The sequence below is a fragment of the Nocardia sp. N2S4-5 genome (genome assembly GCF_044628355.1).
Lineage (GTDB): Bacteria > Actinomycetota > Actinomycetes > Mycobacteriales > Mycobacteriaceae > Nocardia > Nocardia wallacei_B.
Map to the genome: position 1 here is coordinate 282,801 of NZ_JBIUPM010000001.1, position 25,042 is coordinate 307,842.

A 25,042-nucleotide genomic window follows, 5' to 3' on the forward strand; every position below is an offset into this window, starting at 1 on the left:
GCGTAGTTCAGGCGTCCCGGGCGATCCCGGCGACTAGGGTCCCGGCCATGACCGAACCGTGGGGGCCGATCGCCGTGATGGGCGTTTCCGGCGCGGGCAAGTCGACGGTGGGGGAGCGGCTGGCCGCGGCGCTCGGGGCCGAGTACGCCGACGGCGACGACTTCCACCCGCCCGCGAATGTGGCGAAGATGGCCTCCGGCGTGCCGCTCGACGACGCCGATCGATGGCCCTGGCTCGACGCGGTCGCCGCGTGGCTGGCGGACCGGGCCGGGCAACCCGGCGGGGTGCTCAGTTGCTCTGCCCTCAAACGCGTCTACCGAGATCGCTTGCGCGCCAAGGTTCCCGCCCTGCGCTTCATCGAATTGGACGTCCCACGCGCGGTACTGGTACGCCGATTGACCACGCGCAGCAACCATTTCATGCGGGTACAGCTGCTGGACTCGCAACTGTCGACCCTGCAACCGTTGGCCCCCGACGAGCCGGGCGTCCGGATCGATGCCGAAGGCGATGTCGATCAGGTGGTCGAGCGAGCGCGGTCGGCATTGCGCACCCGGCGAGGTTGACAACCGGCGGTAACGACCGAATGCGGTGCGCCGCTGACCTTCTCGCCGATCGGTCAGTGCTCCAGGCGGCGCAGGAGATCGCGCAGTGTGCGCAGGTCGTCGGGGGACAGGGCGGCCAGAGAATCCGGTGCGGGGTCCGGGGTCGCGAGGGCGTCGGCGAGGACCGCCAGGCCGGATTCGGTGGCGGACACCAGCTTCGAGCGCCGGTCGGCCGGGTCGGTCTGGCGCATCACCAGGCCGCGTTCCTCGAGGTCGTTGATGGTGACGGTGGTCGCGGGGGCGTCCATGGTCGCCGCGCGGGCCAGGTCCTTGAGCGTCATCGGGCCCTGCCGCAGACGGCGCAGAATCCGAATCCGGCTGAACGGCATGCCCGTTCGCTCCACGACCGCCCGCTTCCACTGATCGCGAGTGTCCGTGACCAGGTGGGTGAGCAACCGCCAGACCTCGTCCGGGGTGGGCGCGGGTTCCGGTGGTGCGGTGTGGACTTCATCGGACACTGGCGGGGACCTTCTCCTCGAGCAACGGTGCGACCCGGTCGCGGGAGCGCTCCGCCCACCGGGTGTTGGCCGCCACGCCCAAGCCGATGATGCTCGCGGCCAGCGCGGCCACCACCCACCACAGGCTCGCGCCGGTCAACAGGCCACACAATGCCACACCGATGCTGACCCCGACCTGCCGGCTGGTGGACGCCACCGCCGCGGCGGCGCCCGCGCGATCGTTGGGCATCCCGCTCACCGCGGCGGTCGTGATGGGCGCGTTCACCAGGCCGAAGCCGATGCCGAAGACGGCGAACATGATGATCAGCTGCCAGATCGCGGTATCGGCGTGCAGGGTCGTGAGCAGCACGGCGGCCAGCGCCATGAACGTCCCGGCCACGAGCAGCGACGGGCGGGTCCCGTACCGGCCGACCAGCCGCCCGGACAGCGGGGAACAGATCAGCACGCCGAGTGCCATCGGCAGGTACAGCAGACCGGTGTGCACGGCCGAGAAGTGCCGTGTCCCTTGCAGATACAGCGAGGCGCTGAACAGGAACGCGCCCAGCCCGGCGAACGCGCACACCGCGGTCACGGTCGCCGAGGAGAACGGGACACTGCGGAAGAAACGCAGATCGATGAACGGCGACGGGTGTCGCGACTCGTGGAAGACGAACGCCGCCAACGCGATCGCGCTGACCACGAACACCAGCGGTTGCCGCTCGATGAGCCCGAACACGAGCGTGAACATCACCACGATCGCCAGCGCCTGGCCGATTCCGTCGATGCCGCGCACCGTCTTCGACTTCGACTCCGGCACGAAGATGGTCGTGAGTATCAGCGCGACCGCGCAGATGGGTAGGTTGATCCAGAACACCGACTGCCACCCGAGCGCGTCGATCAGCCCACCGCCGACCATCGGGCCGAGCGCGGTCGAGATGCCGACCACCGCACCCCAGACACCCACCGCCCGCGCCCGCTCGACGCGGCCGGTGAACACCGTCGTGATGATGGACATCGCCACCGGGTTCAGCATCGAACCGCCGAGGGCCTGCACGAACCGGGCCCCGATCAGGATCTCGATGCTCGGCGCCAGGCTGCACAGCAGCGATCCCACGGCGAAGGTGACCAGGCCGAGGCGGAACACGCGCTTGCGGCCGAAGCGGTCGGCGGCGGCCCCGGACAGCATGAGCAGGCTGGCGAGGGTGAGCGTGTAGACGTCGACGATCCATTGCAGCCGAGACAGCGGCGCGTCCATATCGGTGCGGATGGTGGGGATCGCGACGTTGACGATCGTCGCGTCCATGGACGAGATCAGCAGGCTCAGGCAGCACGTGACCAGGACGATCGTCTTCCGGCGCGCGGTCAGTCCCTCGATAGTTGTAGGCACACAATGATTGTGTATTCACAATTATTCTTCGGCAACCCGTCCGGGCTGTGGCCTGGCTCACCGCGACCGGTTGATCTCGCGCCGGGCGGGTAAGGCGGTCACAAGTGGCCCACAGAGGAAGGAGTCATCCCGTGGCACAACCCATCACCACGACCCTCGACCCCGAACAGCAGCGCATCGCCGGCGAGGCGCTCAACGGCGCCGTCGTCGACCTGATCGATCTGACACTGATCGCGAAACAGGCGCACTGGAACGTGATCGGGGAGCGTTTCCGCACCGTGCACCTGGCGCTCGACGAACTGGTCGACGACGCCCGCGACTTCACCGACAAGGCCGCCGAGCGAGCCACCGCGATCGGCGTGAGCCCGGACGGCCGGGCCCGCACCGTCGCCGACTCCTCCGGCGCGAAGGGATTCCCAGGCGGTTGGCAGCGCGACGTCGATGTCACCGACGCCGTCATCGGGAACCTCGCCGCCGTGGTACAGCGGATGCGCGGCCGCATCGAGGCGACCGAGAAGGCCGATCCGGTCACCCAGGATCTGTTCATCGAGATCACCGCGCGGCTCGAGCAGCTGCACTGGATGTGGGAGGCCCAGCAGGGCTGAGGCGCTTCGCGGCTCGGCCGCGCGCGTCGCGCGGGAGCGCGGTAGCGTGCCGACCATGACGACCGACCGCACTTCGGCGGCGCCCGGCGCGCCACCGCTCGCGACCGCGAGTGACGAAGAAGGCTACAAGCGCGGACTGAATCCGCGCACCATCCAGATGATCGCCATCGGCGGCGCGATCGGCACCGGTCTGTTCTACGGCGCGGGCGGCGCTATCGAACAGGCGGGGCCGGCACTGATCCTGTGCTATCTCGCCGCCGGTCTGGCGATCTTCGTGATCATGCGCGCCCTCGGCGAATTGCTGACCTACCGCCCGGTCTCGGGCAGCTTCGCCGAGTACGCCAACGAATTCCTGGGCCGCTTCGCCGGTTTCGTGACCGGCTGGACCTATTGGGCCGTGTGGGTGGCGACCTGCATGGCCGAAATTACCGTTGCCGGTAAATACGTGAAGTATTGGTTCGCGATCCCGGAATGGGTGACCGCGCTGGTCGTGCTCGGTGTGCTGTTCGCGGCGAACTTGATCTCGGTAAAGCTTTTCGGTGAGGGCGAGTTCTGGTTTTCCGCGATCAAGGTGACCGCCATCGTGGGCATGATCCTGATCGGCATCGGCGTACTCGTCTTCGGCTTCGGGCATACCGACCATTCCACGGTGACCAATCTCTGGTCGGCGGGCGGTGTCTTCCCGAACGGCGTCGATCAGGCCATGCTGGCATTGCAGATCGTGGTGTTCGCCTATGTCGGCGTGGAATTGGTGGGCGTGACCGCGGGCGAGGCCGCGGATCCGCGGCGCACGCTGCGCAAGGCGATCAATACGCTGCCGCTGCGCATCGGCCTGTTCTACGTCGGGGCGCTGATCATCATCATGTCGGTGGTGAGCTGGACCGAATTCCACAGCGGCCGTAGTCCGTTCGTCGAGGTGTTCGCGCAGATCGGCATTCCCGGCGCCGCGGGCCTGATCAACTTCGTGCTGCTGACGGCCGCGTTGTCCTCGTGCAATTCGGGGATCTACTCCACCGGCCGCATGCTGCGCAGCCTGTCGCTGCGCGAGGAGGCGCCGACCGCGCTGTCGGGGTTGAGCCGCCGCCAGGTGCCGTACGCGGGGATCGTGGTGTCGGCCGCGATGATGGTGATCGGCGTGGTCGTGAACGTGATCTCGCCGGACAAGGCGTTCAACTACATCACCTCGGTCAGCACCATGGGCATCATCTTCGTGTGGGGCATGATCCTGGTCTGTCACCTGCTCTATCGCGCCAAGGTCCGCCGCGGGGAACTCCCGGCCAGCGACTACCGGCTGCCCGGCGCCCCCGTGACCAGCGTGCTGGCCATGGCGTTCCTGGGGCTCGTGGTGGTGCTGCTTTTCTTCACCGACAGCGGGCGCACGGCGCTGGTCGTCGGTCTGGTGTGGGCGGTCCTGGTGTGCGCCGGATACCCGCTCGTGAATCGCCTGGTGCGCCGCCGCGAAACCGTCGCGTCGGCCTGACTCGGTGCGACGGGTCCGCGCCAGTGCGGCCCGTCGCTACCGGTGGGCACCGGATCAACGGCCGATCGTGCTCGCGCCGATGCCCAGGAAGACGAGTGTCACCGTCATCAGGAACCACCCGGCGCCCTGCCAGATCGGCCAGGCCCGGTGTCGTTTCCACACCCGGTAGGTCTGCACGAACGCGCCGAGCGTCCCGAGCACCAGCACGATGCCGGGTGCGGCGATTATGGTTCCGCGCGCGGTGGTATCGCAGAAGGCCGTGTCCGCGTCGGCGCACGGTTCGCGGCGCGCGGCCCACTGCACGACGGCCACGCAGACCAGCGCCGTCACGACCAGGACGGTCGCCACATATCCGGCGGCCCGGCGGTACATCCCAGGGTCGTGCCACCGCTTCTCGACATCGTCGACCATCCGGAACCACCTCCTCACGCAGCGACTACCCGCTGAATCCACCCGTACCCCTCGGGTCTGTGTCGTCAGAACGATCCGCCGCCCGCGCGCAGTTGCTGGCCGGTGATCCAGGCGCCGTCGGGGGAGGCGAGGAAGCCGACCACGGCGGCGATGTCGGCGGGTTCGCCGATCCGCCGCAGCGGCGTCTGCGCGGCCAGTTGCGCGAGCCGGTCGTCGTCGACGTTGGCGAGCAGGGCGTCGGTGCGGGTGGCGCCGGGCAGGACACTGTTGACGGTGATGCCGCGCTCGCCGAGTTCGACGGCGGCGATGCGGACCAGCTGTTCGGTCGCCGCCTTGCTCGCCGAGTAGAGCGCGGCGCCGGGCCGCGCGGTGACCGTGGTGCCACTCGAGATCACGACCACCCGGCCCCCGTCGCGGAGTCGGCGGGCCGCCTCGCGCATCGCCAGGAACGTGCCGCGGGTGTTGACGGTGAACAGCAGATCGAAGTCCGCGTCGGGCGCGTCCGCGAGCGGTGCGAACCGCGCGATACCGGCATTGGCGACCAGGACGTCCAGCCCGCCGAAGTGCTGCTCCGCGGTGTCGAACAGCTGTCGGAGCTGCTCGGGGTCGGCCGCGTCGCCCGGCGCGGCCACCGCCCGGCCGCCCGCGGCGCGCACCTCGCTCACCACTTCGGCCGCGGCCGCGGCATTCTCGCGATAGTTGATCACGACGTCCGCGCCGTCCGCGGCGAGTCGCCGGGAAATGGCCCGGCCGATGCCACGCGAGCCCCCGGTCACCAGTGCGACTGTCATACACCCTCCGTAATAAGAGATCATGGATAGTCGAGATGCTCGACCAATTGGTCGATGATGTCAACTGTCGATGTACTACACTGACCGGCGTGAGCAGTGCGAGAACCGATCTGATGACGGCGGTGATGACACTGCATCGCGAGACCGCGGCGCTGTACGCCGAGATCGCGCGGCGGTTCGAACTCACCAGCCAGCAAACGCAGGTGCTCTGCCTGCTGGACCGGCATCATCCGTCGTTCGGCGAGCTGGCGACGCTGCTGGGCTGCGACAAGACCAACGTCACCGGCGTGGTCGACCGTTTGCAGCGGCGCGGTCTGCTGGCGCGCGAACCCGACGCGCAGGACCGTCGAATCACCCGGATCGTGCTCACCCCGGCCGGGACCGAGCTGCGCGGCGAGGTGCGAAAGGCATTGTCGGCGGCGATCGCGGAGCGCTTCCCCGCGCTGGTCGCCGCGGATCCGAACCGGTTCGCCCCCTTGGCCGACCTGTTGGGTGGGTGATTCCCCGGTCGAGTCACGGTTCCGGTCGATACGGGGCTATATGTATACGTATACTACGACGATGTTCGATCCCCTCAGTCTCATCGTGGGCGCCGGTCTGGTCGGTGTCGGCTGGGCCTGTGGTCGTCTCGGCGGGCGGCGGACCCGGGCGGAGCGCAAGCATTCCGTGCTCTGCGGTTGCGGTCACGACCTGGCCATGCACGACCGCGAGTCCGGCACCTGCCACGCCGAGACCTTCCGCAAGAACGGCTACGGCATGCGCGAGTGGGCCACTTGCACGTGCCGGCGCTATACCGGGCCGACCCCGCTCGAGGACGTGTTCGCCCCGCCGATCATGCCGCCCTCGTCCTGAACGCGGGCCAGCGCCGCCGCGATACCGTCGAGGACGACATCCAGGCCGAAGCGGAAGTCCTCGGCGGCGATGTCCCGGCCCGGCGCGGCGGGTTCCGGAAACGGCGCTGCGGCAAATAGTTTCGCGGCGTACGGGTAGCGGTCCGCGTCGACCAGCCGGGCGAGTGTGGCGCCGTACTCGAATTCGACCGCGGCCTGGTCGCGTTCGCCGCGTCCGGCGCGCATCTGCTGCTCCTGGAGGCAGGCCTGGCGGACATAGCCGTCCAGCGGCATCAGCAGCGCCAGCTTGGTGACCTCGGCCAGTGTCGTGCCGCGCAGCGCGCGCAACTGTACGTCGACCCAGCCGATCGAGTGGGGGCCGCGCGGCGGTCCGCTGAGCGGCACGTGCAGCAGCCAGCCGCGCCGGGCATAGCATTCGCGCAGGGCGAGCGCGCACTCGGTGAGCGCGGCCCGCCAGTGCCGGGGCGGATGATGGATGTCCGGGGGCGCGCCGACGGCCCGGTCCGCCATCAGCTCCAGTAGTCGATCCTTCGAGCCGACGTGGCGGTAGAGCGCCATCTTGGTGAAACCCAGTGCCCGCGCGACCTTTTCGAGCGTCACCGCGGCGAGCCCCTGCCGATCGGCCAGCTCGATCGCGGCCGCGACGACGGTCTCCACATCCAGCGTGGGCGGACGGCCCTGCCGGTGCGGAACGGGCAATCGCCACAGCCGCGCCAGCTCGGCGGGGACGGCCGCGGCGTCGGACTCGCTCGGTTCTTCACCTCCTGGCATGAATCCATCCTGGCACCGATCGTGTCCTCGAGATAGTATCCACCGGAAAGTATCTATTGGATATTAACTCTCGCGACTGTGGTCGCCGGGGAGGGAAAACATGCCCCACCAGCGCATTCACGATGTCGACGCGCTGCGCGGATTCGCGCTGCTCGGCATCTTCCTCGTCAATATCACGTTCATGGCCTCGGCCTATCCCGGCAATCTCGTCACCGATCCGGCCTACTCCGGCGTGCTGGACGACGCCGTGCGGATGGGACTCGAAGCGCTGGTGAGCATGAAGTTCTACCTGCTGTTCTCGTTCCTGTTCGGCTACAGCTTCACCCTGCAGATGGACGCCGCCGAACGGGCCGAGGCGGCCTTCGTGCCGCGCATGCTGCGTCGCATCGCCGGTCTGTTCGTGTTCGGGGTGCTGCACACCGTGTTCCTCTACGGCGGCGACATCCTCACCACCTACGCCGTGGCCTGCCTGTTCCTGTTGTGGCTGCGGGGTATTCGGGACCGGACGGCGCTGCGGACAGCGGGCTGGATCTATGCCGTCGTGCTGGTGTCCACCATCGCCGCCGGTCTGTTCGTCGACAGCGCGTCGTTCTTCCCGGCCGCCGAACAGGCCCGGGCCACCGCCGCCGAGCAGACCACGGCGATGCTGGGCGGCTGGGGCGACATCCTCGGTCAGCATCTGTCAGGCCTGAGTCTGCTGGTGGTGCAGGCACTCTCGTTGCAGGGCCCGACCGCGCTGGCGATGTTTCTGCTCGGCATGGTCGCCGGTCGGCGCGGACTACTGGCGCGCGTCCGCGGCGACGAGACGATGCTGCGCCGGATGCAGTGGGTCGGTTTCCCGCTCGGCCTGGCCGGTGGACTGGTCTACGCCTGGGGCGGCGGTCCGTCGAATACCCTTGCGGCAGCGGCGGGCATCGCCAGCGCGCCCCTGCTGTCCGCGGCGTACGTGGCGACGCTACTGCGGCTGATGCATCACCCCCGGACCGCCTGGCTGCGCGGCGCACTGGCACCGGCGGGCCGCATCGCCCTGACCAACTACCTGGCCCAATCCGTCGTCGGCCTGCTGTTGTTCACCGGAATCGGCTTGGGCGCAGCGGGTTCGGTCTCCCCGGCGGGCCTGGTCGCGATCGCCGTCACGGTCTTCTGCGCCCAACTGGCCCTGAGCGCCCTGTGGCTCCGCCGTTTCCGCTACGGCCCCGCCGAGTGGATCCTGCGCCGCATCACCCTCGGCCGTCCGTTCGCGCGCCGGGACACCGCTCCAGTGAGGGCGTGAGTCGGCCGGAAACCCATTGCCGCACGGCATATGGCCTGGTGCGGGGCGAAAGGGGCTGTGGTGTAGCGGTATTGGAGGGCCTTGTCAGTGGTGGAGTGTGGCGTCCGGATGCCGGCGGGGCCGTCGCCGGGTAGGTTGTCGACCATGCGTACCGAGGGAGATACGTGGGACATCAAGACCGGTGTCGGTTCGACGGCGCTGTTCGTGGCCGCCGCGCGCGCCCTGGCGGGTGACGAGCCGGGAGCCTTGGCGGAGGATCCCTTCGCCGAGGACTTCCTGCGTGCCGCGGGTGCCGAGTGGTCGGCGCTGCTCGACGGCGACGTGCCCGGACACCCGCTCACCGAGACCGAGTTCGGCAAGGATTTCCAGGAATTCCAGGCCGCCCGCACCAAATATTTCGACGACTACTCCCGTACGGCCGGCGCGGCGGGTATCCGGCAGGTCGTGATCGTGGCCGCGGGTCTGGACGCCCGCGCCTACCGGTTGCCCTGGCCCGACGGCACCGTGGTGTACGAACTGGACCGGCCGCCCGTGCTGGACTTCAAGCGCGAGGTGCTCGCGGGTAACGGCGACGAACCGCGGGCCGAGCGCCGCGAGGTCGCGGTGGACCTGCGCGACGATTGGCCACAGGCGCTGCGCGCCAACGGGTTCGACCCCTCGGCGCCCACCGCCTGGCTGGTCGAGGGACTGCTCGTCTATTTGCCCGCCGATGCGACGGAACAGCTGTTCGACACCATTCATTCGCTCAGCGCGCCCGGCAGCCGGGTCGCCGTCGAGCAGATGGACCCGCTGTCCGAGTCGGCCGCCGCCGCGTTCACCGAGCACTCCGACGAGACCGAGCAGGGCCGCAACGAGTGGATCCGGCTGATCTACAACGAGCAGCGCAGCGAGGCGGCCGGTTGGTTCGGTGCGCGCGGCTGGACCGCCGAGCGCGTCGACGTCCCGGATTACCTGCGCGCCAACGGACGTCCGGCGCCCGGTCTGCGGCCGGCCGACGGGCTGGTGTCGACTCTGGTCAGCCTGGTCACCGCCGTACGGTCCTGACCGCGCAGTCGGTCACGTCCCGATGACCGTGTTCATGATGGTGCCGGCGCTGGTGGCCAGCACACCGCCGATCAAGGCGCCGGCCACCATCTTCGGCGATTGCAGCGCGCCGCCGTTCCATTTCTCCCAGGCGAATCTGCCACCGGCATAAATGATCGCCGTGGTTCCAGACAGCAGCACGAACCAGGTGAAGTACCGGACCAGCTTCAAGATCTTGTCGGCGGCCGGCGGAGTCTCCGGCGTCGGGTTGGTTACCTGCGCCAGGATGAATTCGTGTGCGGCATGGACGATCATGATGAACTCGTTCCGCGCGACTACAGTCCTCTACTCCATGGTAGATACCCGGCCTGGGCCGGAATCCGCACGGAAGCGTTGCCCGCGCGCGGAATTGACGTTCAGCAGCCTTGACGCTACTCGTCGTCCAGGCCGGCGGAGAGGTATGCCGCCGCCGCGACCCACTGCCGGCACCCGACATGGCGATCGTGTGCGCGCAGAATCGTGCGGGCGCGGCGATAGGTGAGGTTGTGGGGTTCGTCGGCGCAGTCGTCGGAGAGATCGGCGCCCGCGGCGGAACTCCGGGTAGCGGAATGCTGCAACGTGTGAGTCATGGGATGCCTTCGGCCGTTCGCGGAGGGTAGAACTGGCGACGCTGGCGATGCTGGCGCGGGGCTCCCATACGATCCGGCGCGGTCCGGGCCATCCTCGTCGAGAGGAAGTCTATGCGGCTGCGACAGACAGATGCAAGTACATCTGCACAGTCGGATCTCTGTGTCGAGGGCCTTTCGTCCCCGGTCCGCATACCACGGGCCACTGGTCGCGCGAGCGCATTCCCGGTGATCGATTTCGGCCATAACCGACCGGTCGGAACAATGATTTCCGCAGTTCACCGCATATCCGCACCGGTCGACGGGTCAAGATCAAAGTCCTTGCCGCTCTTGCTGTTCGGGTCCGTCGCAAAGTCTCGATCGTCGGCAACTGGCGTGCTATCGTCTGAGTGTCGGTTTCAACTGTAAGAACATTTGCGCGAACATATGCAAACACCGACCCCGCGGCACCTGGCGGCGGAGTCAGCGACACCGAGCAGGGAGACAGCAATGACCGATACGACGGCGATGGGCGTTGGTCGCCCATCCGATCTGAGTTGGCGCAAGAGCACGTTCAGCAACCCGAGCGGAAACTGCGTCGAAGTGGCCGATCTCGCGAACGGTCTGGTCGCCGTTCGCAATTCCCGGGACCCCGAAGGCGCAGTTCTGGTCTATACGCGCCCGGAAATCGATGCGTTCCTGCGCGGCGCGAAGAGTGGGGAATTCGACGACCTGGCGAGCTGAGCGGTAACATTGGCAACCGGCGCGGTGCGGTCTGCGACGGGTTGGTTGTGACCTCACTGCCGATGATCGTCGAGCATCGGAGTAGGACTCATGATCGGTCAACCCGTCCGGATCGGCCACGCGGAATCGCTTGTCGCCGACCGTGGTCCGACCGCGCTGCGGATCGCGGTCGGTGGGCAGCTCCGCCGACTCCGCGAGGATGCCAATATCACCCGTGAGGCCGCGGGCGAGCATATTCGTGGCTCGCACGCCAAGATCAGCCGCCTGGAACTCGGGCGAACCGGGTTCAAGGAACGCGATATTCGGGATCTGCTGTCGCTCTACGGCGTCGACGATCCCGACCAGCGCGAGATGTTCCTCGAGCTGGTGCGCAACGCGAATCAGCCGGGCTGGTGGCATCGTTACAGCGACCTGCTGCCACCCTGGTTCGAGACCTACCTCGGCCTCGAACACGCGGCCAAGTCGATCAGAACCTTCGAGGGCCAACTGGTTCCGGGTCTGTTGCAGACCGAGGAGTACATGCGCGCGGTCGTCGCGCTCGGCCACGAGAACTCCGAGACGGCGCGGCGCGTGGAGTTGCGCAAGCGTCGCCAGCAGATCCTCGATCGGCGCGGCGGGCCCACCCTGTGGGCGGTGCTGGACGAGGCCGTCCTGCACCGGCCGATCGGCGGTAACGAGGTGCTGCGGGCGCAGATCGAGCATCTGATCGAGGTGTCGAACCGCCCGAACGTGACGATTCAGATCCTGCCGTACGCCGCCGGAGGCCATGCGGCGGCGGGTAGTTCGTTCACCATGCTCCGGTTCGCCGAGCCGGAATTGCCCGACATCATCTACATGGAGCAGCTGACCAGCGCCTTATATCTGGATCGGGCGCAGGACCTGGAACTCTATCGGCAGGTCATGGACCGGCTGAGCGTGCAGGCCGAGGCGCCGGCCCGGTCGCGCGTCGTGATGAAGGAAGCGGCCGCCTCGCTGTAGACGAGGCGGCTGTACCGTCACTGCCGGATGAAACTGGAAGCGATACGCCAGAACGCTTCCGGGTGCATCGAGTGGAAATCCCAATCGTTCACCTGTGCGTGCGCGGTTGCGACGATGCGGTCGATATCGAAGTCGTCACGCGTGGCCGCCCCGGTGGACTCGACCGCGTTGATGACGAATCGTGTCGCGGTTTCCCGCGAGTAGTTATGTTCCTCGGCCCGGCCTCTATCGATAAGTCCGAGTCGGCCGAGACCCATTGGCTGGTTCATTCGAGCCCCTGACGCCCGGCCGTGAGTTGAACCGATGGTGAGAATTGACCTCCGGTTCACCTGACGGCTCACTGGTAGTCCCCTGTACTGCCTTGCACGTCGAGTCTAAGTCGGTGTAGCGAGCATATGCAAGTACATCTGCAACATCGAATACGCACTCGCAGAGCGCATTTCGAGTGCTGAGTAGTTGCTATTCGTTGCCGCGTCATCAGTTGGATGGAAAATTCGCAACTTTGTGACGGAGTTTACCGGCCTGCTATACGCGAGCTGGATAGCGGCGATGACGCCCGGTGGGTCCGCGTGCGAGGTGGTCGTGCCGATCTTGGTGTCCGGTTCCAAGTATTTGCGGACCTACCCGGAACCCGCCCGCGGCCGGGCGAATTCACCGAATTTTCCCGGGGCGAGCCGCGCGTATCGACGACGATCCTGGGCAATCGCGAAGCGGGGGAACCCGTTTCGACACAAGGAGGTAGCATGCCAACGCTGCGACGAGCCCTGATCGCGGGAGTGTCGGTGCTGGCCGCCGGCTTCGGCGCCGCGGGAGCGGCGCACGCGGAAGCCGCGCTGGCGCAACCGGACCGAGATTTTCTGATCGCGGCGCATCAGAGTCATCTCACCGAGATCGCCGCGGGCGGGCGCGCCACCGCGATGTCGTCGTGCCCCGCCGTGCGGCAACTGGCGCCCGCCTTGGTCGCCGACCATATGCGACTCGACCAGATGGTGACCGCGACGGCCGCGCGCAACGGTGTGGCGCTCCCGGCGCTGCCGAATTCCGCTCAGACGCAATCGCTCGCGGACACCGCTCCGCGGACCGGCCGCGATTTCGACATCGCGTGGTTGCGGATGCAGGAGCAGGGCCATCTCGCCGCCTTGCAGAACGGACAGCAGGAACTGGCGGCGGGCGGGGCGCCGGACGTGCGCGGGGTGGCGGAGCAGGCCACGCCCCTCGTGGAAGAACACCTGACCGAGGTGCGGGCGGCGCTCGCGAAGTGCTGAGTCGACCCGACGACGCGGACCGCCGGAACCACCGGCGGTCCGTGTCTGTTCGAGCGGCGACGGGGCGAAAAGCGCTGTAGCGCAGCGTCAGTGGCCGCCGGGATCGCGCAGCTGGTCGCCCGCGCGGGCCCGGACGCGGCGGTGCTCCGCGGCGACCAGGGCGACGCCCGCGACCAGGCAGACCGCGGTGACCACCGCTCCCACCACGGCCCAGCCGCCGAAGCCGTAACCCGCGGCGGTGAGCGTGGCCGCCAGCGCGACGAGCCCGATGCCCAGCAGTGTCAGACCCGGCCAGTTGCGGGCGTCGGCGACCGACTCACCGGCACGGGAACGACTGGTGCGCTTGGTGTCGGGGGAGTAGCGGCGCCGGCGGCCGGATCCGGGCGCGTCGGAAAAGGTGGCACCGGTCGGTTCTTTCGGAATGTGGGACATCAGCGCTGTCCTTCCTGTGCGAGGGTGGTGCGGTCGCCGGCCAGGCCGGACAGCAGTCGATCCCAGCGGCGGACGAATTCATCGATTCCGAAATTGGCCTGTGCCCACTGCCGCGCGGATTTGCCGGTGATCTCGGCGAAGACCGGTTCGGCGAGGAACTGGCGGATCGCTTCGGCGAGGATGTCGGGATCGGTGGACACCACGCCGGCGTCCGCGGGAATGGCGGTGGCGGTCTCGGTGGTGCCGACGGCCACGATGGGCATGCCGAGGTACATCGCCTCGATCACCGACACGCCCAGCGAGGTCCAGCGCGCGGTGTGCGCGTACACGCGGTGCCGCCCCAATTCTCGGTGCAGCGCAGGCTGTTCCAGCTCGCCCAGGCCGCACACCCGGCCGGTCGGCTGGCCCACCGCCGCGCCCGCATCGTCGGTGCCGGCACCGAAGACGTCGACCGGCGCCGCGGCGGACAGCGGGCCGAGCAGATCGGTTCCGGCGATGCGCCGACGTCGTACCGGCTCGTTGACGATCGTGGCCACCCGCGCCAATTCCCCGGTGTACAGATGTCCGGGGTCGGGTACGCCGTGCGGGATCACCTCGGTCGGGCAGCGGCCGTTGTCCCACATCAGCCGATTGAAGTGGGTGATGTGCACCAAGGGGATGTCGGTGCGATCGGCGAGCGGGTGGCGGGAGAGCGCGGCGTGCTCGGCGGGTGTGTTGTGCTCGACGTAGACCGCGGGGATCTCGGTGCCCGGCGCCCGCCCGAGCCACTCCCGGGCCAGGTCGAACTCACCGGGGCGCTGGAGCACGACGACATCGACCTCGGCGGCGGCGAGATCCGCCGGCGCGACCTCGACCACGCGATCCGGCCACGCTCGCCCGCCGCGGCCCAGCGCCCATTCGCCCAGCGCCGGGTCCGTCGGCAGCAGGTAGCGGTGCGGACCTTGTACGAAGGAGGTCGTCCAAGGTCCGTGGACGTGCCAGACCAGCACGTTCAGCGGCGCTGCGGGTGGTTCGGCGGGAGCGCTCATATCGGCCGGGTGCCCGGCGACCGCGGGATGAAACCGTTCGGATGGTGTACGCGGGTGCAGGCCGGGTAGGCGGGGAACGAAGACGAGGTCCACTCGAGGCTAGGAGGTTCCGATGACCACCGCACGCGACCTCATGACGCCGGACGTGCAATGCGTCCGGTCCAGCGACACCGTAACCGAGGCGGCCCGCATGATGGCCGATCTGGATGTCGGTGCGCTGCCGATCTGCGGCGAGGACGGCCGGCTGAAGGGCATGCTGACCGACCGCGACATTGTGGTGAAGGTGATCGCCCGGCGCAAGGATCCGCTCGGGGTGGACGCCGGTGAACTCGCCGAGGGCACACCGATCGTGGTGCGCGCCGACGACGACGTGTCCACGGTGTGCGCGGTGATGGCCGAGCGCCAGGTGCGCCGCGTGCCGGTGCTTGACGGCGACCGCTTGGTGGGCATCGTCGCGCAGGCCGATGTGGCACGCGCACTGGACAATCCGGAAGCCGGGAAGGTCGTCGCGGCGGTGTCGGAGGAGTGACGCCGCACGGCGTCAGGACCGGGCGCCCGCGGCTTCGGTCGTGAACCGCGATGCGGGAGCCTCGTCGCCCGGAACGGTCAGTTCGTAGACCGCGAAGGCGGCGTGGATGACCGGCTGGGCGACATTGCGCACCCGGACGCCGCCCGGCGTGGTGCCGCTCTCGCACCCGGCGTGCGCGTGGCCGTGCAGCGCCAGGTCCACGCCGCCCTCGTCGATCGCCTCCCCGAGCAGATACGAGCCGAGGAACGGGTAGATCTCGCGCGGCTCGCCGTGCAGCGTGTCGCTGACGGGGGAGTAGTGCGTGAGCGCCACCGTCACATCGGTGTCGAGCCCGCGCAGTGCCACCCGCAGCGAATCGGCGAGATCGACAGTGTGCGAGGCGAATTCGCGCATGATGCGTTCGCCGAAGACGCTGGCGCACTTGCCCGCGAAGCCGCCGCCGAAGCCCTTGGTGCCCGCTACCCCCAGGGTGTGCCCGTCGATGGTGACGGTCGCGGCGGTGCCCTCGAGCACGCTGATGCCGTGCTCGGTGAGGAGCGTGCCGATCTCGCGCTGGGCATCGCTGTGATGGTCGTGGTTGCCGAGCACCGCGATCACCGGGACGCCCACATCCTGGAATTCCTCGGCGACGACCCGGGCCTCGTCGAGGGTGCCGTGCCGGGTGAGGTCACCGGCGAGCAGCAGCACGTCGGCGCAGCGGGGAAGTTCGTCCAGGGCCGGGCGAAGCAGCCCGGCCGAGTCCGTACCGAGATGGACGTCGCCTACCGCGGCTATGCGCATGGTGAACCTCCTGTGGCCGAAGAGTTTTCAGTCCAGCTGCTCGCGACCGGTCGGGGCCGCGTGACTGGTGACGCGAACATCGTTGTGCACCCGGAGTTTCGGGACGTGCTCGTGGACGACCTCCCGCAGGTGCTCGCGGCACTGTGCGCTGGCGACTTCTCCGCTGAGTACCACCACGTCGCCTCGAATCGTCACCTGCACACCGAGTTCCGCGGTGCGCGGGTCCTCGGCGAAGGCGCGGCGCAGGTTCGCCACCAGGTATTGCGGCAACATGTCACTGTCCGGATCGGTCATCATGTCTCCTTTGTTGCTGACGCCCAGGTCGTCCAGCAGGCCGAGGAATGCCCGCGCGTACGGTGACATCTCGGTCTCCTCTCGGACCCGCGGCCAGTCCACCTGCTCGCGCAGCCCGCGGGCGATGCGCAGCAGTCCGGTGAGATCCAGTCGGTGCGGATCGAGCACCATGAGCTTGTCGACCATCAAATCGGTGCCGCTGACCACGGGCGCCGCGGTGGGACCGATCCGCATCCAGGTCGTCCGGCCGAGCAGCGCGTCGTTGACGGGGCGGTAGTTGGGCCGGAAGATCAAGTCCACCAGGGTGTCTCCATCGTATGCCTTGGTCAGCCAGTCTTCGGCCGGATCGACCGTACGCAGGCCCGCCTCGGTGAGCGCCCGGCAGGCGCGGCCGACGTCGGGGGGCTTGACGAAGATGTCGACATCGTGGTCCGACGGCGGTCCGCCGCGGGCATACACGGCGCACCCGCCCGCGACCGCGAACGGGATCTCGGCTGCCAGCAGCGTGTTGACGACCCGGGTGAGGGTCCGCAACAGCTGCTCGATGGTCATGACCATGGTGGGGACCTACCCTGCGAGGTTCCGGCTAATCGTTGCCGCCGGTCGCCGGGTGCGTGGCCGGGCCCTCGAGCAGGGTGCCGTCGGCGGCGAAGCGGGAGCCGTGCAGCGGGCAGTCCCAGGTGTGCTCGGCGTCGTTCCAGGCGAGGATGCCGCCCAGGTGCGGGCAGACCGCCGAGATGCTGCGGGTCCGGCCGTCGACGGTACTGACCGCGGTGGGGGTGAGCCCGCGGCGCTCGACGCGGCCGGCGCCTTCCGGCGGCGGCCCCTGCTGGTCCTTCTTCGACGCCAGCGCGGTGGCCCAGCCGGCCGAAAGTTGTGCTCCCACAGCGCCGTTGTCGCGCAGCAGGGCGGGCAGCGCGGCCAGCTCACGCGGACTCCAGGTGGTGAACGCGTGCGCCCACGACGGGCGCTTGCCGACCACGTCGGCGGTGAGCACGTGCGCGGCCGCGACGGCGTTGGTCAGACCCCACTTGGCGTAACCGGTGGCGACCAGGATGCGATGGTTGCCGGGCAGGATGGGACCGGCGTAGGGCAGCTGGGCGCCGGCGCGGTAGTCCTGGGCCGACCAGCGGTACAGCGGTTCGGCGGAGGGGAACCAGGTGCGGGTCCAGTCGACCACGTCGTCGGCGTGCGCTCGGGCGGACCTGGTGCGGCCGACGGTGTGGCCGCTGCCGCCCACCAGCAGCAGGGTGCCCTCCGGCGTCGGCGCGTACCGCACCGAGCGGGTCGGGTCGTCGGCACTGAGGTACATACCGCGGGGTATCGGCTCCGAGACGCGGAACGCGGCGGCGTAGGAACGCTGTGCGGTGACGCGGGCGAAGAAGCCGCCGCGGTCGAGAATCGGTGTGCCGGTGGCCAGTACGACGGTGCCGGCGGCGACGTCGCCGTGGTCGGTGTGCAGGACGTGATCGGGGCCGGAATCCGAGGCTCGGCCTTGGACCCGGGTCTCCTCGAAGATCGGCACGCCGCGCGCGTCCAGGTCGGCGGCCAGCGCATCGATCACCTCGATGGCGTCGAGTTGGGCCTGGTCGTCCAGCCGCACCGCGCCGTGGTTCGGGAACGGCACGTCCAGGTCGGTCGTGAAGGTGGTCGGCAGCCCGGCCTTGCGGGTGAGGTCCAGTTCGGCGCGGATCAGGTCGGTGCCGTCGGGGGTCTGGACGTAGGTGTACGCGGGTTCGCGCTGCACGGCGATGCCGTGGTCCTCGCAGTAGCGCAGCAGCCAATGCTGGGCCTCGCGATTGGCGGTCAGGTAGTCGTGCAGCAAGGCGATGCCGTGCTTGCGGCCGATCGAACTCGCGCGCGTGCCTTGCAGCAGGCTGATCTTGCCGGTGGTGTTCCCGGTGGTCACCGCGCCGAGGCGGCGGGCCTCCAGCACCGCGGCCGACACGCCCTGCTCGGCCAGCAGCAGCGCGGTGGTCAGGCCGGTGAGGCCACCGCCGACCACGAGGACGTCGAAGCGGCGGCCCGGGGTGAGGGGTGGATGCGCCGGGGGACGGGTCTTGTGCAGCCAGATCGAAGTCATGCGTCCGGATAGCCGGGAGGTGCGGTCCGAAACGTCGCGGGCGGGTGGACCTGCGAATTGCCGATTGGCCGCCCGCGGTGCGGGTACGCGAACAATGCGACGCGGCCAGTCCTATCAGTGAAAGGGGCGATGATGCCGAAAACCGATCAGCGCGGCGCGCCCAAGGCCACCGAGTTGCCCAGCACGCTGCGCAAATCCGACGAACACGCACAGCGGATCTTTGCCGAGACGCATGATTCCGCGCTGCGCGAATACGGCAGCGAACAGCGGGCGCACCGGGTGGCGTACGCCGCCCTCGAGCATTCCTACGAGAAGGTCGGCGACCACTGGGAGGCGAAACAGCGCCGCGGCCCGTCCGACGAGCGCGCCGAGAGCGGCGGGCCGAACGCCTCCGGCCGCACGGCCGAGGGCGTGGACGCCAATGCCTCCAAGCAGCACCTGCTCGACATCGCCGGGCGGCTGGAGATCTCCGGCCGCTGGAAGATGACCAAGGACCAGCTGGTGGAGGCCATCGAGAGGTACAACCGCCGGGCGCGGTCCCGCGGTCGCGGAAAGCGAGCACCGGAGTGACCGCGGCCGGTGCCGCGGGCAGCGCACCGGCCGAACGGGATGGGACATGGAACTGGCAGGCGCGGCACGAAACACCCACACAGCGGCTGGATCGCAACTGGTCCACGCTCATTCAGGAGACCCGCGTCGTGCAGACCGGGGTGCAGCTGCTCACCGGCTTCTTGCTGACCCTGCCGTTCCAGTCCCGGTTCGAGGAATTGTTGTCGACGCCGATGCGGTGGCTGTACCTGGCCACCGTGGCGGCGTCGATCGCTGCGACGGTCTTTCTGGTGGCGCCGGTGTCGGCGCATCGCATCCTGTTCCGGCGGCATCGGCTGGAACGGGCGGTGACGGCGGCCCATCGGTTCGCGATCGCGGGCTTGGCGTTGCTCGGCCTGGCGTTGACGGGCGTCGCGGTGCTGATCTTCGACGTGGTGGCGGGACTGCCCGCGGGTACGGCGGCGGGATCGGCGTTCGCGCTGCTGTTCGTGGTCGTCTGGGTGGTGCATCCGTGGCAGCAGCGCAGGGGGACCGGTCCGTCCGATACGGAGAGCTGATCGTGGGATGAATCACGCTGGTGCGCAGCATGTTTCGTCCCGATGAGCCCGGGTAGGCCGAAAACGTCAGTGATACCGACATTCTGGAGGTGAATGTCATGTCCGAACACGACAAGGGTGGCGCTCAGGAAGGCATCGAGGGCGTCGTCGAGGGTGCCAAGGGCAAGGCCAAGGAGACCGCGGGCGCTCTGCTCGGCAACAACGAGCTGCGCGAGGAGGGCCGCTCCCAGCAGGATCGGGCCGACTCCCAGCGCGAGGCCGCCAAGCGCGAGGCGCAGGCGGAGAAGGAGCGCGCCAAGGCGGAGGCCGACGAGGAGCGCCAGCGCGCCTACCAGCGGGGTGACCGCTGACCCAGGCGTCTTCCGCCGCATACGACAGTTGCCCGGCCGACCGGCCGGGCAACTGTCCTGTTCGGGGGACCGAAAGACTGTGCCGCACCGTGGGATTCGAGAAGCCGGTCCCGGCTCAGGCGTGCTGTTGCAGATCACGTACCGGGGGAGTGCCGGAAACGGCTCCGGCCCAGACGAATTCGGCCGCGGACTCGACCGCGCGGCGCACGGCGTAGGCGAGGCCGTGACCGGTGTGCAGGGCCGTCGCGGCCGTGACGGCGAACATGTCGCCCGCGCCGTACGCGTCCGGGCTGCCGTGCACATACAGCTGTCGCGGCACCGGAATCGGGAAGTACGCGCGCGCACCGTGCCGGTAGAACACCGCGCCGTGCGCGCCGAGCGTCACCGCGACGGAACGAGATTCCCAGCGCCGCACCAGTTCCCGCGCCCGAATGCCGGAATCGAACGGGCCGGGGACCAGTGCCGCGGCATAGGAGCGGTCCGGCGTCGCCAGCGCCACGCCCGGAACCGGCGTGCTTCCGTACGGATGCGGGGCCCAGGCGATCGGGACCTGCCGGGCCCGCTGGGCGAGCAGGGCGCGAAGTTCCGGATGCGCGGTGACGCCGCGCCCGTGATCGGCAACCAGGATCGCCCCCGCCGAGCGCAGGGCGGCGCGGGCCGAACCGGGCAGCGGATCGGTGCCCGCACGCCCGCTGCCCGAAAGAACTCGCGCCACCGCTGCCGGCGCTCGCGCGCGCGGCGCGGACGACTCCGCGGCTCGGTCCGTGGCGGGGCCGTCGGGTGCGTGCGTCGGCGCGGACCCGCCGAGCGTGCGGACCCGCTGCCGCCGCACGGTGCTGCCGTGCAGCAACAGTTCGGTGACGCGGACCCGGCCGGCCAGCAGCCGCCGCAGTCGCTCGGCTCCCGCGTCGCCGCCGAACGCGCCCACCAGCACCACCTCGGGCGTCGCGGCCGCCGCGAGCAGGGCGGCGAGACCCGCGCCGCCGGGCCGGGTTCGGCGCGAGACGAAATCCACCACCGGCACCGCGGCGCCGGGTCCGGCGCGGTCGGCCCGGCCCGTGATGTCGATGTCGAGCAGGACGTCCCCGACCACCACCAGTGGTCCGGATCGGGTCATGGCCTACCTCCTTGACGAAACCGCAAGTGGCGCAACGGAAAACGGCTGTCACCCCGGCGCTCCGGACGAGATCGGCGGGGTTTCTCGCCGATCACGACGGCGCTCCTGTGCTCGGCATGCCCCCGGTACCCCGATCGAAACTGCCGGTGAATCGCCGGGTGTGAGAGGCGCGGACCCGGGTACGGCCCGAGTGGGAACCGATCCCCGAGACGAGGAGTGATCCGACCATGCCCACCGAGCAACAGGACGTCGTGGAACTGCTGAAGGCCCAGCACAACCAGATCAGGCAACTGATCGACCAGGTGCGCGCGGCCGACGGCGCGGGCAAACGGGAGCCGTTCGAGGACCTCGTGCGGTTGCTCGCGGTGCACGAGAGCGCCGAGGAGGAGGTCATCCATCCGGCGGCGCGCCGGGTGTACGTCGCCGACCACGTCGTGGAAAGCCGGCTGCGCGAGGAGGAGAAGGCCAAGCAGGCCCTCGCCGAACTGCACGACCTCGGGGTCGAGCACCGCGACTTCGACGCGAAGTTCGACGCCTTCGCCACGGCCGTCATCGATCATGCCGAGCACGAGGAGCGGGAGGAGTTCGAGCGGTTGCGCGAGGACTCGTCCGCGGCCGAGCGGGCGGGCCTGGCGACCGCCGTGCAGATGGCCGAGGCGACCGCGCCCACCCGGCCGCATCCGGCCGCGGGCTCGTCGGGGCCCGCCAACCTGCTGGCCGGCCCGCCGCTGGCGATCTTCGACCGCGTGCGCGACACCGTGCGCGACTGGGTGCGCAAGACCCGCGGCTGATCGGTCACGGGAACGGAGATGAGGAGTGGTGGTTGCGGTGGCGAACGCGAATGATCTCGAGGCCGTCGACGCGTGGTGGCGGGCGGCGAACTACCTGTCGGCCGGACAGCTGTATCTGCTGGACAATCCGCTCCTCACCGAGCCCCTGCGACCCGAGCACCTGAAGCGTCGCCTCCTCGGGCACTGGGGCACCGTGCCGGGGCTGACCCTGACCTACGCGCACCTGAACCGGCTGATCCTGCGGGACGACCGGTCGGTCCTGTTCGTCGCGGGCCCGGGGCACGGCGCGGCCGGACTGAACGCGGCCGCCTGGCTCGAGGGCAGCTACGGCGCCCGGCATCCGGGCGCGGCGCGCGACGCGGCGGGGATGCGCGAGCTGTTCCGGCAGTTCTCCTTCCCCGGCGGCGTGCCCAGCCATGCCTCGCCGCACCTGCCGGGCTCCATCCACGAGGGCGGTGAACTGGGCTATTCGCTGGCCCACGCGACCGGTGCGGTGCTGGACAATCCGGATCTCATCGCGGTCTGCGTGATCGGCGACGGCGAGGCCGAGACGGGCCCGCTGGCGACGAGCTGGAACGCCCCGGCCTTCCTGCATCCGACCCAGGACGGCGCGGTGCTGCCGATCCTGCATCTCAACGGATACAAGATCGCCAACCCGACCGTGCTCGGCCGGATGCGCCGCGACGACGTCACGGCGTTGCTGCGCGCGCACGGCTGGGCGCCGACCGTGGTGGCCGGCGACCATCCGGTCAAGGTGCACGAACAGTACGCGGCCGCGCTGGAGTCCGCCTTCGAGCGCATCGACGACATCCGTGCGGGCGCGCGCACCGAGCGGCCCGCGATCATCCTGGAGACGCCGAAGGGCTGGACGTGCCCGGCCCGGGTGAACGGGGTCGCGGTGGAGGGCACCGCGCGCTCACACCAGATCCCGCTGGACGCGGTGCACGACAATCCGTATCACCGTGCGCTGCTGGAGGAATGGCTGCGCTCGTACCATCCGGAGGAGCTGTTCGGCGCGGACGGCGCGCCGGTCGCGGCGGTGCGGAAGCTGTGCCCGGAAGGGGAACTGCGGATGAGCGCGAACCCGGTCGCGCACGCCCGCGACAGCGTGGACCTGCGGTTGCCCGACGTGGCCGCGCACACCGTGGACGTGGGCGCGCCCGCGACCCGGCATGCGGAGGCGACGAAGGTGCTGGGCCGGTACCTGCGCGACACCCTGACCGCCAATCCCCGCCGGATGCTGTTCTTCTCGCCCGACGAGCACGCCTCCAACCGCCTGGACGCGGTGCTCGAGGTGACCGGGCGGCGCTGGCAGCTCGAGCCCGGACCCGCCGACGAGCAGCTGGCGCCCGACGGCCGGGTGTTCGAGGTGCTGTCGGAGCACCTGTGCCAGGGCTGGCTGGAGGGATATCTGCTGACCGGCCGCCACGGGGTGTTCTCCACCTACGAGGCCTTCGCCCACATCGTCGACTCGATGGTGGTGCAGCATGCCAAATGGCTGCGCGAGGCCTCCCGATATCATTGGCGCACAACGATTCCCAGCCTCAACTACCTGGTGACCTCGCACGTGTGGCGCCAGGACCACAACGGCGCCTCGCATCAGGATCCCGGCTTCATCGACCATGTGCTGAGCAAGCGCCCGGAGGTGGGCAGGGTGTATCTGCCGCCCGACGCCAACTGCCTGCTGCACGTCTTCGACCACTGCCTGCGCGGGCGCGGCCGGGTCAATGTGGTGGTGGCGGGGAAACAGCCTGCGCTGCAATATCTTTCCGACGAACGCGCCGCCGAGCACGTGGCCCACGGCCTGGGCGTGTGGAATTGGGCGAGCACCGACGGCGCCGGTGAGCCGGACGCGGTGCTCGCCTGCGCCGGCGACGTGCCCACCCAGGAGGCCCTCGCCGCGGCCGCGCTGCTGCGAGAGCTGGTGCCGGACTTGGCCGTTCGATTCGTCAATGTGGTCGATCTGGCCCGGCTGTTCCCGCCGGACCGGCACCCGCACGGCATCCCCGATCGGCAGTACGCCGAGCTGTTCACCGCGACCCGGCCGGTGGTGTTCGCCTTCCACGGCTATCCCTGGCTGATCCACCAGCTCACCTATCGCCGGCCCGGGCACGACCAACTGCACGTGCACGGGTTCCACGACAACGGCACCACCACGACCCCGTTCCAGATGTGCGCGATGAACGGCATCGATCGCTATCAGCTGGCGCTGGCGGTGCTGGAGCAGGTGCCGCGGCTCGCCGACCGGCTCGGGCGCCTGCGTGAGCACCTGCTGCATCTGCTGCACGCCAATACCGTGCACGCCGAGCGCGTGGGCGCCGACCTGCCCGAGATCACCGACTGGGTCTGGCCCGGAGACCCGGATCACCATTGAAACCGGTTTCATACGCGTGTATATCTGCCTGAGAGAGCAAGATCAGTCGCCGTGGCGACCGGACCGGGCAGGATGACGCGGTGAGTGAATCGTACGGATACTTCGATGCCGAGGGCGCGACGTTCACGCCCCGGCCACTCGCGGCCAGTCAGTGGTCGGCGCAGCAGATCGTGGGCCCGGCGCTGTGCGGCCTGCTGGCCCGGTCGCTGGAGAACGAGTACAGCACCGACGGATTCGTGCCGGTTCGGCTGACCGTGGATCTGTTCAAGCCCGCCCGCATGCGTGCGCTGTCGGTGACGACCGCGTCGGTACGCGACGGCAAGCGCATTCGCGTGGCCGACGCGGTGGTGCAGCAGGACGGCGCACCGGCGGCGCGGGCGTCGCTGGTACTCCTGCAGCCCTCGCAGGAGCCGCCGGGCCGGATCTGGAAGCGGGACGGTCACCCCGCGCCGCCGCCGGTCGAGTTGGCGCCGCCCGCGAGCGGCCCGGCCGCGCCGCTGTGGCGCAGTGACGGGTCGAACGGCTGGTCGCGCACCTTTTCCGAACACGAGAACGCCAGCCGCAAGCGCAGCTGGCAGCGCCCGATGCCGGTGCTCGCCGGGGAGGCGCTCTCGCCGTTCGTGCTGGCGGCGATGGCCGCGGAACAGACCAGCATGGTGACCAACTGGTCCGACGCGGGCGTCGGCTTCATCAATACCGATCTAACCGTCGCGCTGTCGCGCCTGCCCTTGGGCGCCGAGGTCGGCCTGGAGGCCGACAACCACCTCAGCGAACAGGGGATCGCGGTCGGCGCCGCGACGCTGTTCGACCGGCACGGCGCGTTCGGCACCGCGCTGATCACCGCGGTCGCCAACGCGCAGCGGCAGATCACCGCCGGTCGCCTCGACGAGGTGATCGCGGCGAGCGGCGGCGGCGCGGTGGTGCGCTGACCGGGG

General features: G+C 69.5%; 31 protein-coding genes. 17 read left to right on the forward strand and 14 right to left on the reverse strand.

The genetic code is table 11. The features are described 5' to 3' along the window. Positions 1 to 47: 47 nt before the first annotated feature. Positions 48 to 563 carry a gluconokinase gene (locus ACFMRZ_RS01230; protein WP_400177522.1) on the forward strand — a complete coding sequence of 172 codons (516 nt, stop codon included), beginning with the start codon at positions 48 to 50 and terminating at the stop codon, positions 561 to 563. 53 nt (positions 564 to 616) lie between these two features. Here ACFMRZ_RS01230 and ACFMRZ_RS01235 read toward each other — a convergent pair whose 3' ends face one another. Both ACFMRZ_RS01235 and ACFMRZ_RS01240 read right to left on the reverse strand, forming a co-directional pair. Then, on the reverse strand, positions 617 to 1,060 hold the full coding sequence (locus ACFMRZ_RS01235) for a MarR family transcriptional regulator (protein WP_400177523.1): 444 nt from the start codon (positions 1,058 to 1,060) through the stop codon (positions 617 to 619). After that, on the reverse strand, positions 1,050 to 2,426 hold the full coding sequence (locus tag ACFMRZ_RS01240; protein ID WP_400177524.1) for an MFS transporter: 1,377 nt from the start codon (positions 2,424 to 2,426) through the stop codon (positions 1,050 to 1,052). Before ACFMRZ_RS01240 ends, ACFMRZ_RS01235 begins: the two co-directional genes overlap by 11 nt. A gap of 131 nt (positions 2,427 to 2,557) precedes the next feature. Here ACFMRZ_RS01240 and ACFMRZ_RS01245 point away from each other — a divergent pair, with 131 nt between their 5' ends. Together ACFMRZ_RS01245 and ACFMRZ_RS01250 are read left to right on the forward strand one after the other, a co-directional pair. Continuing rightward, positions 2,558 to 3,031, forward strand: a complete 474-nt coding sequence (locus ACFMRZ_RS01245; RefSeq protein WP_280276528.1) for a DNA starvation/stationary phase protection protein — start codon at positions 2,558 to 2,560, stop codon at positions 3,029 to 3,031. A gap of 55 nt (positions 3,032 to 3,086) precedes the next feature. Beyond that, positions 3,087 to 4,511, forward strand: coding sequence for an amino acid permease (locus ACFMRZ_RS01250; protein WP_400177525.1), 1,425 nt, complete (start codon positions 3,087 to 3,089; stop codon positions 4,509 to 4,511). A gap of 54 nt (positions 4,512 to 4,565) precedes the next feature. On the opposite strand, the gene ACFMRZ_RS01255 is transcribed toward ACFMRZ_RS01250, so the two are convergent. Both ACFMRZ_RS01255 and ACFMRZ_RS01260 read right to left on the reverse strand, forming a co-directional pair. Continuing rightward, positions 4,566 to 4,922, reverse strand: a complete 357-nt coding sequence (locus ACFMRZ_RS01255; RefSeq protein WP_400177526.1) for a hypothetical protein — start codon at positions 4,920 to 4,922, stop codon at positions 4,566 to 4,568. 65 nt (positions 4,923 to 4,987) lie between these two features. Then, positions 4,988 to 5,713, reverse strand: a complete 726-nt coding sequence (locus tag ACFMRZ_RS01260) for an SDR family oxidoreductase (RefSeq protein WP_400177527.1) — start codon at positions 5,711 to 5,713, stop codon at positions 4,988 to 4,990. A gap of 89 nt (positions 5,714 to 5,802) precedes the next feature. On the opposite strand from ACFMRZ_RS01260, the gene ACFMRZ_RS01265 reads away from it, so the two are divergent. Both ACFMRZ_RS01265 and ACFMRZ_RS01270 read left to right on the forward strand, forming a co-directional pair. Beyond that, a complete protein-coding gene (locus ACFMRZ_RS01265) occupies positions 5,803 to 6,213 on the forward strand; it encodes a MarR family winged helix-turn-helix transcriptional regulator (protein WP_400177528.1) in 411 nt (136 codons plus the stop codon). A gap of 61 nt (positions 6,214 to 6,274) precedes the next feature. Further along, the gene (locus ACFMRZ_RS01270) at positions 6,275 to 6,565 is read left to right on the forward strand and encodes a hypothetical protein (protein ID WP_280276523.1); all 291 of its coding nucleotides are present in this window, start codon (positions 6,275 to 6,277) and stop codon (positions 6,563 to 6,565) included. Here ACFMRZ_RS01270 and ACFMRZ_RS01275 read toward each other — a convergent pair. Then, on the reverse strand, positions 6,502 to 7,335 hold the full coding sequence (locus ACFMRZ_RS01275; protein ID WP_400177529.1) for a TetR/AcrR family transcriptional regulator: 834 nt from the start codon (positions 7,333 to 7,335) through the stop codon (positions 6,502 to 6,504). The two genes, ACFMRZ_RS01270 and ACFMRZ_RS01275, sit on opposite strands and share 64 nt — an antisense overlap. A 100-nt stretch (positions 7,336 to 7,435) precedes the next feature. Between ACFMRZ_RS01275 and ACFMRZ_RS01280 the strand changes: the two genes are divergently transcribed. Further along, positions 7,436 to 8,608: a DUF418 domain-containing protein gene (locus tag ACFMRZ_RS01280; protein ID WP_400177530.1), complete on the forward strand. Its 1,173-nt coding sequence runs from the start codon at positions 7,436 to 7,438 to the stop codon at positions 8,606 to 8,608. 144 nt (positions 8,609 to 8,752) lie between these two features. Then, entirely contained in the window at positions 8,753 to 9,652 is a 900-nt protein-coding gene (locus tag ACFMRZ_RS01285) for a class I SAM-dependent methyltransferase (protein WP_400177531.1), read from the forward strand. Between the two features lie 12 nt (positions 9,653 to 9,664). Here ACFMRZ_RS01285 and ACFMRZ_RS01290 read toward each other — a convergent pair whose 3' ends face one another. After that, entirely contained in the window at positions 9,665 to 9,946 is a 282-nt protein-coding gene (locus ACFMRZ_RS01290; protein ID WP_280361971.1) for a hypothetical protein, read from the reverse strand. Positions 9,947 to 10,062: 116 nt separating this feature from the next. Then, a complete protein-coding gene (locus tag ACFMRZ_RS01295) occupies positions 10,063 to 10,260 on the reverse strand; it encodes a hypothetical protein (protein ID WP_280276518.1) in 198 nt (65 codons plus the stop codon). 486 nt (positions 10,261 to 10,746) lie between these two features. Between ACFMRZ_RS01295 and ACFMRZ_RS01300 the strand changes: the two genes are divergently transcribed. Together ACFMRZ_RS01300 and ACFMRZ_RS01305 are read left to right on the forward strand one after the other, a co-directional pair. After that, positions 10,747 to 10,980, forward strand: coding sequence for a DUF397 domain-containing protein (locus tag ACFMRZ_RS01300; protein ID WP_232110495.1), 234 nt, complete (start codon positions 10,747 to 10,749; stop codon positions 10,978 to 10,980). 90 nt (positions 10,981 to 11,070) lie between these two features. Next, positions 11,071 to 11,958, forward strand: a complete 888-nt coding sequence (locus ACFMRZ_RS01305; protein WP_280276516.1) for a helix-turn-helix transcriptional regulator — start codon at positions 11,071 to 11,073, stop codon at positions 11,956 to 11,958. Between the two features lie 17 nt (positions 11,959 to 11,975). On the opposite strand, the gene ACFMRZ_RS01310 is transcribed toward ACFMRZ_RS01305, so the two are convergent. Continuing rightward, the gene (locus tag ACFMRZ_RS01310) at positions 11,976 to 12,299 is read right to left on the reverse strand and encodes a hypothetical protein (RefSeq protein WP_400177532.1); all 324 of its coding nucleotides are present in this window, start codon (positions 12,297 to 12,299) and stop codon (positions 11,976 to 11,978) included. 402 nt (positions 12,300 to 12,701) lie between these two features. Here ACFMRZ_RS01310 and ACFMRZ_RS01315 point away from each other — a divergent pair, with 402 nt between their 5' ends. Then, positions 12,702 to 13,223: a DUF4142 domain-containing protein gene (locus ACFMRZ_RS01315; protein WP_400177533.1), complete on the forward strand. Its 522-nt coding sequence runs from the start codon at positions 12,702 to 12,704 to the stop codon at positions 13,221 to 13,223. Between the two features lie 87 nt (positions 13,224 to 13,310). Here ACFMRZ_RS01315 and ACFMRZ_RS01320 read toward each other — a convergent pair whose 3' ends face one another. After that, entirely contained in the window at positions 13,311 to 13,655 is a 345-nt protein-coding gene (locus ACFMRZ_RS01320) for a hypothetical protein (protein ID WP_280361974.1), read from the reverse strand. Next, positions 13,655 to 14,683, reverse strand: a complete 1,029-nt coding sequence (locus ACFMRZ_RS01325) for a glycosyltransferase (RefSeq protein ID WP_400177534.1) — start codon at positions 14,681 to 14,683, stop codon at positions 13,655 to 13,657. Before ACFMRZ_RS01325 ends, ACFMRZ_RS01320 begins: the two co-directional genes overlap by 1 nt. A 112-nt stretch (positions 14,684 to 14,795) precedes the next feature. Here ACFMRZ_RS01325 and ACFMRZ_RS01330 point away from each other — a divergent pair, with 112 nt between their 5' ends. Beyond that, positions 14,796 to 15,212 (forward strand): CBS domain-containing protein, encoded by a 417-nt coding sequence (locus ACFMRZ_RS01330; RefSeq protein WP_400177535.1) that lies wholly within the window; start codon positions 14,796 to 14,798, stop codon positions 15,210 to 15,212. 12 nt (positions 15,213 to 15,224) lie between these two features. On the opposite strand, the gene ACFMRZ_RS01335 is transcribed toward ACFMRZ_RS01330, so the two are convergent. From ACFMRZ_RS01335 to ACFMRZ_RS01345, 3 genes are read right to left on the reverse strand one after another with little or no spacing between them, the layout of a single operon-like run. Beyond that, positions 15,225 to 15,992, reverse strand: a complete 768-nt coding sequence (locus ACFMRZ_RS01335; protein ID WP_400177536.1) for a metallophosphoesterase — start codon at positions 15,990 to 15,992, stop codon at positions 15,225 to 15,227. Between the two features lie 27 nt (positions 15,993 to 16,019). Then, complete coding sequence (locus ACFMRZ_RS01340; protein ID WP_280276550.1) at positions 16,020 to 16,838, reverse strand: BON domain-containing protein; 819 nt, start codon at positions 16,836 to 16,838, stop codon at positions 16,020 to 16,022. 34 nt (positions 16,839 to 16,872) lie between these two features. Continuing rightward, positions 16,873 to 18,369 (reverse strand): FAD-dependent oxidoreductase, encoded by a 1,497-nt coding sequence (locus tag ACFMRZ_RS01345; protein WP_400177537.1) that lies wholly within the window; start codon positions 18,367 to 18,369, stop codon positions 16,873 to 16,875. A gap of 132 nt (positions 18,370 to 18,501) precedes the next feature. Between ACFMRZ_RS01345 and ACFMRZ_RS01350 the strand changes: the two genes are divergently transcribed. The 3 genes from ACFMRZ_RS01350 to ACFMRZ_RS01360 all read left to right on the forward strand — a co-directional run bounded on the left by ACFMRZ_RS01350 (position 18,502) and on the right by ACFMRZ_RS01360 (position 19,825). Then, positions 18,502 to 18,939, forward strand: a complete 438-nt coding sequence (locus ACFMRZ_RS01350) for a ChaB family protein (RefSeq protein ID WP_400177538.1) — start codon at positions 18,502 to 18,504, stop codon at positions 18,937 to 18,939. Then, a complete protein-coding gene (locus ACFMRZ_RS01355) occupies positions 18,936 to 19,475 on the forward strand; it encodes a DUF6328 family protein (protein WP_400177539.1) in 540 nt (179 codons plus the stop codon). Before ACFMRZ_RS01350 ends, ACFMRZ_RS01355 begins: the two co-directional genes overlap by 4 nt. A 98-nt stretch (positions 19,476 to 19,573) precedes the next feature. Continuing rightward, a complete protein-coding gene (locus ACFMRZ_RS01360; protein WP_280276549.1) occupies positions 19,574 to 19,825 on the forward strand; it encodes a CsbD family protein in 252 nt (83 codons plus the stop codon). 115 nt (positions 19,826 to 19,940) lie between these two features. On the opposite strand, the gene ACFMRZ_RS01365 is transcribed toward ACFMRZ_RS01360, so the two are convergent. Beyond that, on the reverse strand, positions 19,941 to 20,942 hold the full coding sequence (locus tag ACFMRZ_RS01365) for a PfkB family carbohydrate kinase (protein WP_400177540.1): 1,002 nt from the start codon (positions 20,940 to 20,942) through the stop codon (positions 19,941 to 19,943). Between the two features lie 227 nt (positions 20,943 to 21,169). On the opposite strand from ACFMRZ_RS01365, the gene ACFMRZ_RS01370 reads away from it, so the two are divergent. The 3 genes from ACFMRZ_RS01370 (at position 21,170) to ACFMRZ_RS01380 (ending at position 25,036) form a co-directional block, all read left to right on the forward strand. After that, positions 21,170 to 21,733 carry a hemerythrin domain-containing protein gene (locus ACFMRZ_RS01370; RefSeq protein ID WP_280276455.1) on the forward strand — a complete coding sequence of 188 codons (564 nt, stop codon included), beginning with the start codon at positions 21,170 to 21,172 and terminating at the stop codon, positions 21,731 to 21,733. Positions 21,734 to 21,770: 37 nt separating this feature from the next. Next, complete coding sequence (locus tag ACFMRZ_RS01375) at positions 21,771 to 24,107, forward strand: phosphoketolase (protein ID WP_400177541.1); 2,337 nt, start codon at positions 21,771 to 21,773, stop codon at positions 24,105 to 24,107. A gap of 80 nt (positions 24,108 to 24,187) precedes the next feature. Beyond that, positions 24,188 to 25,036 carry an acyl-CoA thioesterase domain-containing protein gene (locus ACFMRZ_RS01380; RefSeq protein ID WP_400177542.1) on the forward strand — a complete coding sequence of 283 codons (849 nt, stop codon included), beginning with the start codon at positions 24,188 to 24,190 and terminating at the stop codon, positions 25,034 to 25,036. Positions 25,037 to 25,042 lie beyond the last annotated feature (6 nt).

Coding starts and splice junctions, on each gene's coding strand:
- ACFMRZ_RS01230 (WP_400177522.1), top strand. CDS start 48: ATGACCGAACCGTGGGGGCCGATCGCCGTGATGGGCGTTTCCGGCGCG.
- ACFMRZ_RS01250 (WP_400177525.1), top strand. CDS start 3,087: ATGACGACCGACCGCACTTCGGCGGCGCCCGGCGCGCCACCGCTCGCG.
- ACFMRZ_RS01255 (WP_400177526.1), bottom strand. CDS start 4,922: ATGGTCGACGATGTCGAGAAGCGGTGGCACGACCCTGGGATGTACCGC.
- ACFMRZ_RS01260 (WP_400177527.1), bottom strand. CDS start 5,713: ATGACAGTCGCACTGGTGACCGGGGGCTCGCGTGGCATCGGCCGGGCC.
- ACFMRZ_RS01270 (WP_280276523.1), top strand. CDS start 6,275: ATGTTCGATCCCCTCAGTCTCATCGTGGGCGCCGGTCTGGTCGGTGTC.
- ACFMRZ_RS01275 (WP_400177529.1), bottom strand. CDS start 7,335: ATGCCAGGAGGTGAAGAACCGAGCGAGTCCGACGCCGCGGCCGTCCCC.
- ACFMRZ_RS01280 (WP_400177530.1), top strand. CDS start 7,436: ATGCCCCACCAGCGCATTCACGATGTCGACGCGCTGCGCGGATTCGCG.
- ACFMRZ_RS01285 (WP_400177531.1), top strand. CDS start 8,753: ATGCGTACCGAGGGAGATACGTGGGACATCAAGACCGGTGTCGGTTCG.
- ACFMRZ_RS01290 (WP_280361971.1), bottom strand. CDS start 9,946: ATGATCGTCCATGCCGCACACGAATTCATCCTGGCGCAGGTAACCAAC.
- ACFMRZ_RS01295 (WP_280276518.1), bottom strand. CDS start 10,260: ATGACTCACACGTTGCAGCATTCCGCTACCCGGAGTTCCGCCGCGGGC.
- ACFMRZ_RS01300 (WP_232110495.1), top strand. CDS start 10,747: ATGACCGATACGACGGCGATGGGCGTTGGTCGCCCATCCGATCTGAGT.
- ACFMRZ_RS01305 (WP_280276516.1), top strand. CDS start 11,071: ATGATCGGTCAACCCGTCCGGATCGGCCACGCGGAATCGCTTGTCGCC.
- ACFMRZ_RS01315 (WP_400177533.1), top strand. CDS start 12,702: ATGCCAACGCTGCGACGAGCCCTGATCGCGGGAGTGTCGGTGCTGGCC.
- ACFMRZ_RS01320 (WP_280361974.1), bottom strand. CDS start 13,655: ATGTCCCACATTCCGAAAGAACCGACCGGTGCCACCTTTTCCGACGCG.
- ACFMRZ_RS01325 (WP_400177534.1), bottom strand. CDS start 14,683: ATGAGCGCTCCCGCCGAACCACCCGCAGCGCCGCTGAACGTGCTGGTC.
- ACFMRZ_RS01330 (WP_400177535.1), top strand. CDS start 14,796: ATGACCACCGCACGCGACCTCATGACGCCGGACGTGCAATGCGTCCGG.
- ACFMRZ_RS01335 (WP_400177536.1), bottom strand. CDS start 15,992: ATGCGCATAGCCGCGGTAGGCGACGTCCATCTCGGTACGGACTCGGCC.
- ACFMRZ_RS01340 (WP_280276550.1), bottom strand. CDS start 16,838: ATGACCATCGAGCAGCTGTTGCGGACCCTCACCCGGGTCGTCAACACG.
- ACFMRZ_RS01345 (WP_400177537.1), bottom strand. CDS start 18,369: ATGACTTCGATCTGGCTGCACAAGACCCGTCCCCCGGCGCATCCACCC.
- ACFMRZ_RS01350 (WP_400177538.1), top strand. CDS start 18,502: ATGCCGAAAACCGATCAGCGCGGCGCGCCCAAGGCCACCGAGTTGCCC.
- ACFMRZ_RS01360 (WP_280276549.1), top strand. CDS start 19,574: ATGTCCGAACACGACAAGGGTGGCGCTCAGGAAGGCATCGAGGGCGTC.
- ACFMRZ_RS01365 (WP_400177540.1), bottom strand. CDS start 20,942: ATGACCCGATCCGGACCACTGGTGGTGGTCGGGGACGTCCTGCTCGAC.
- ACFMRZ_RS01370 (WP_280276455.1), top strand. CDS start 21,170: ATGCCCACCGAGCAACAGGACGTCGTGGAACTGCTGAAGGCCCAGCAC.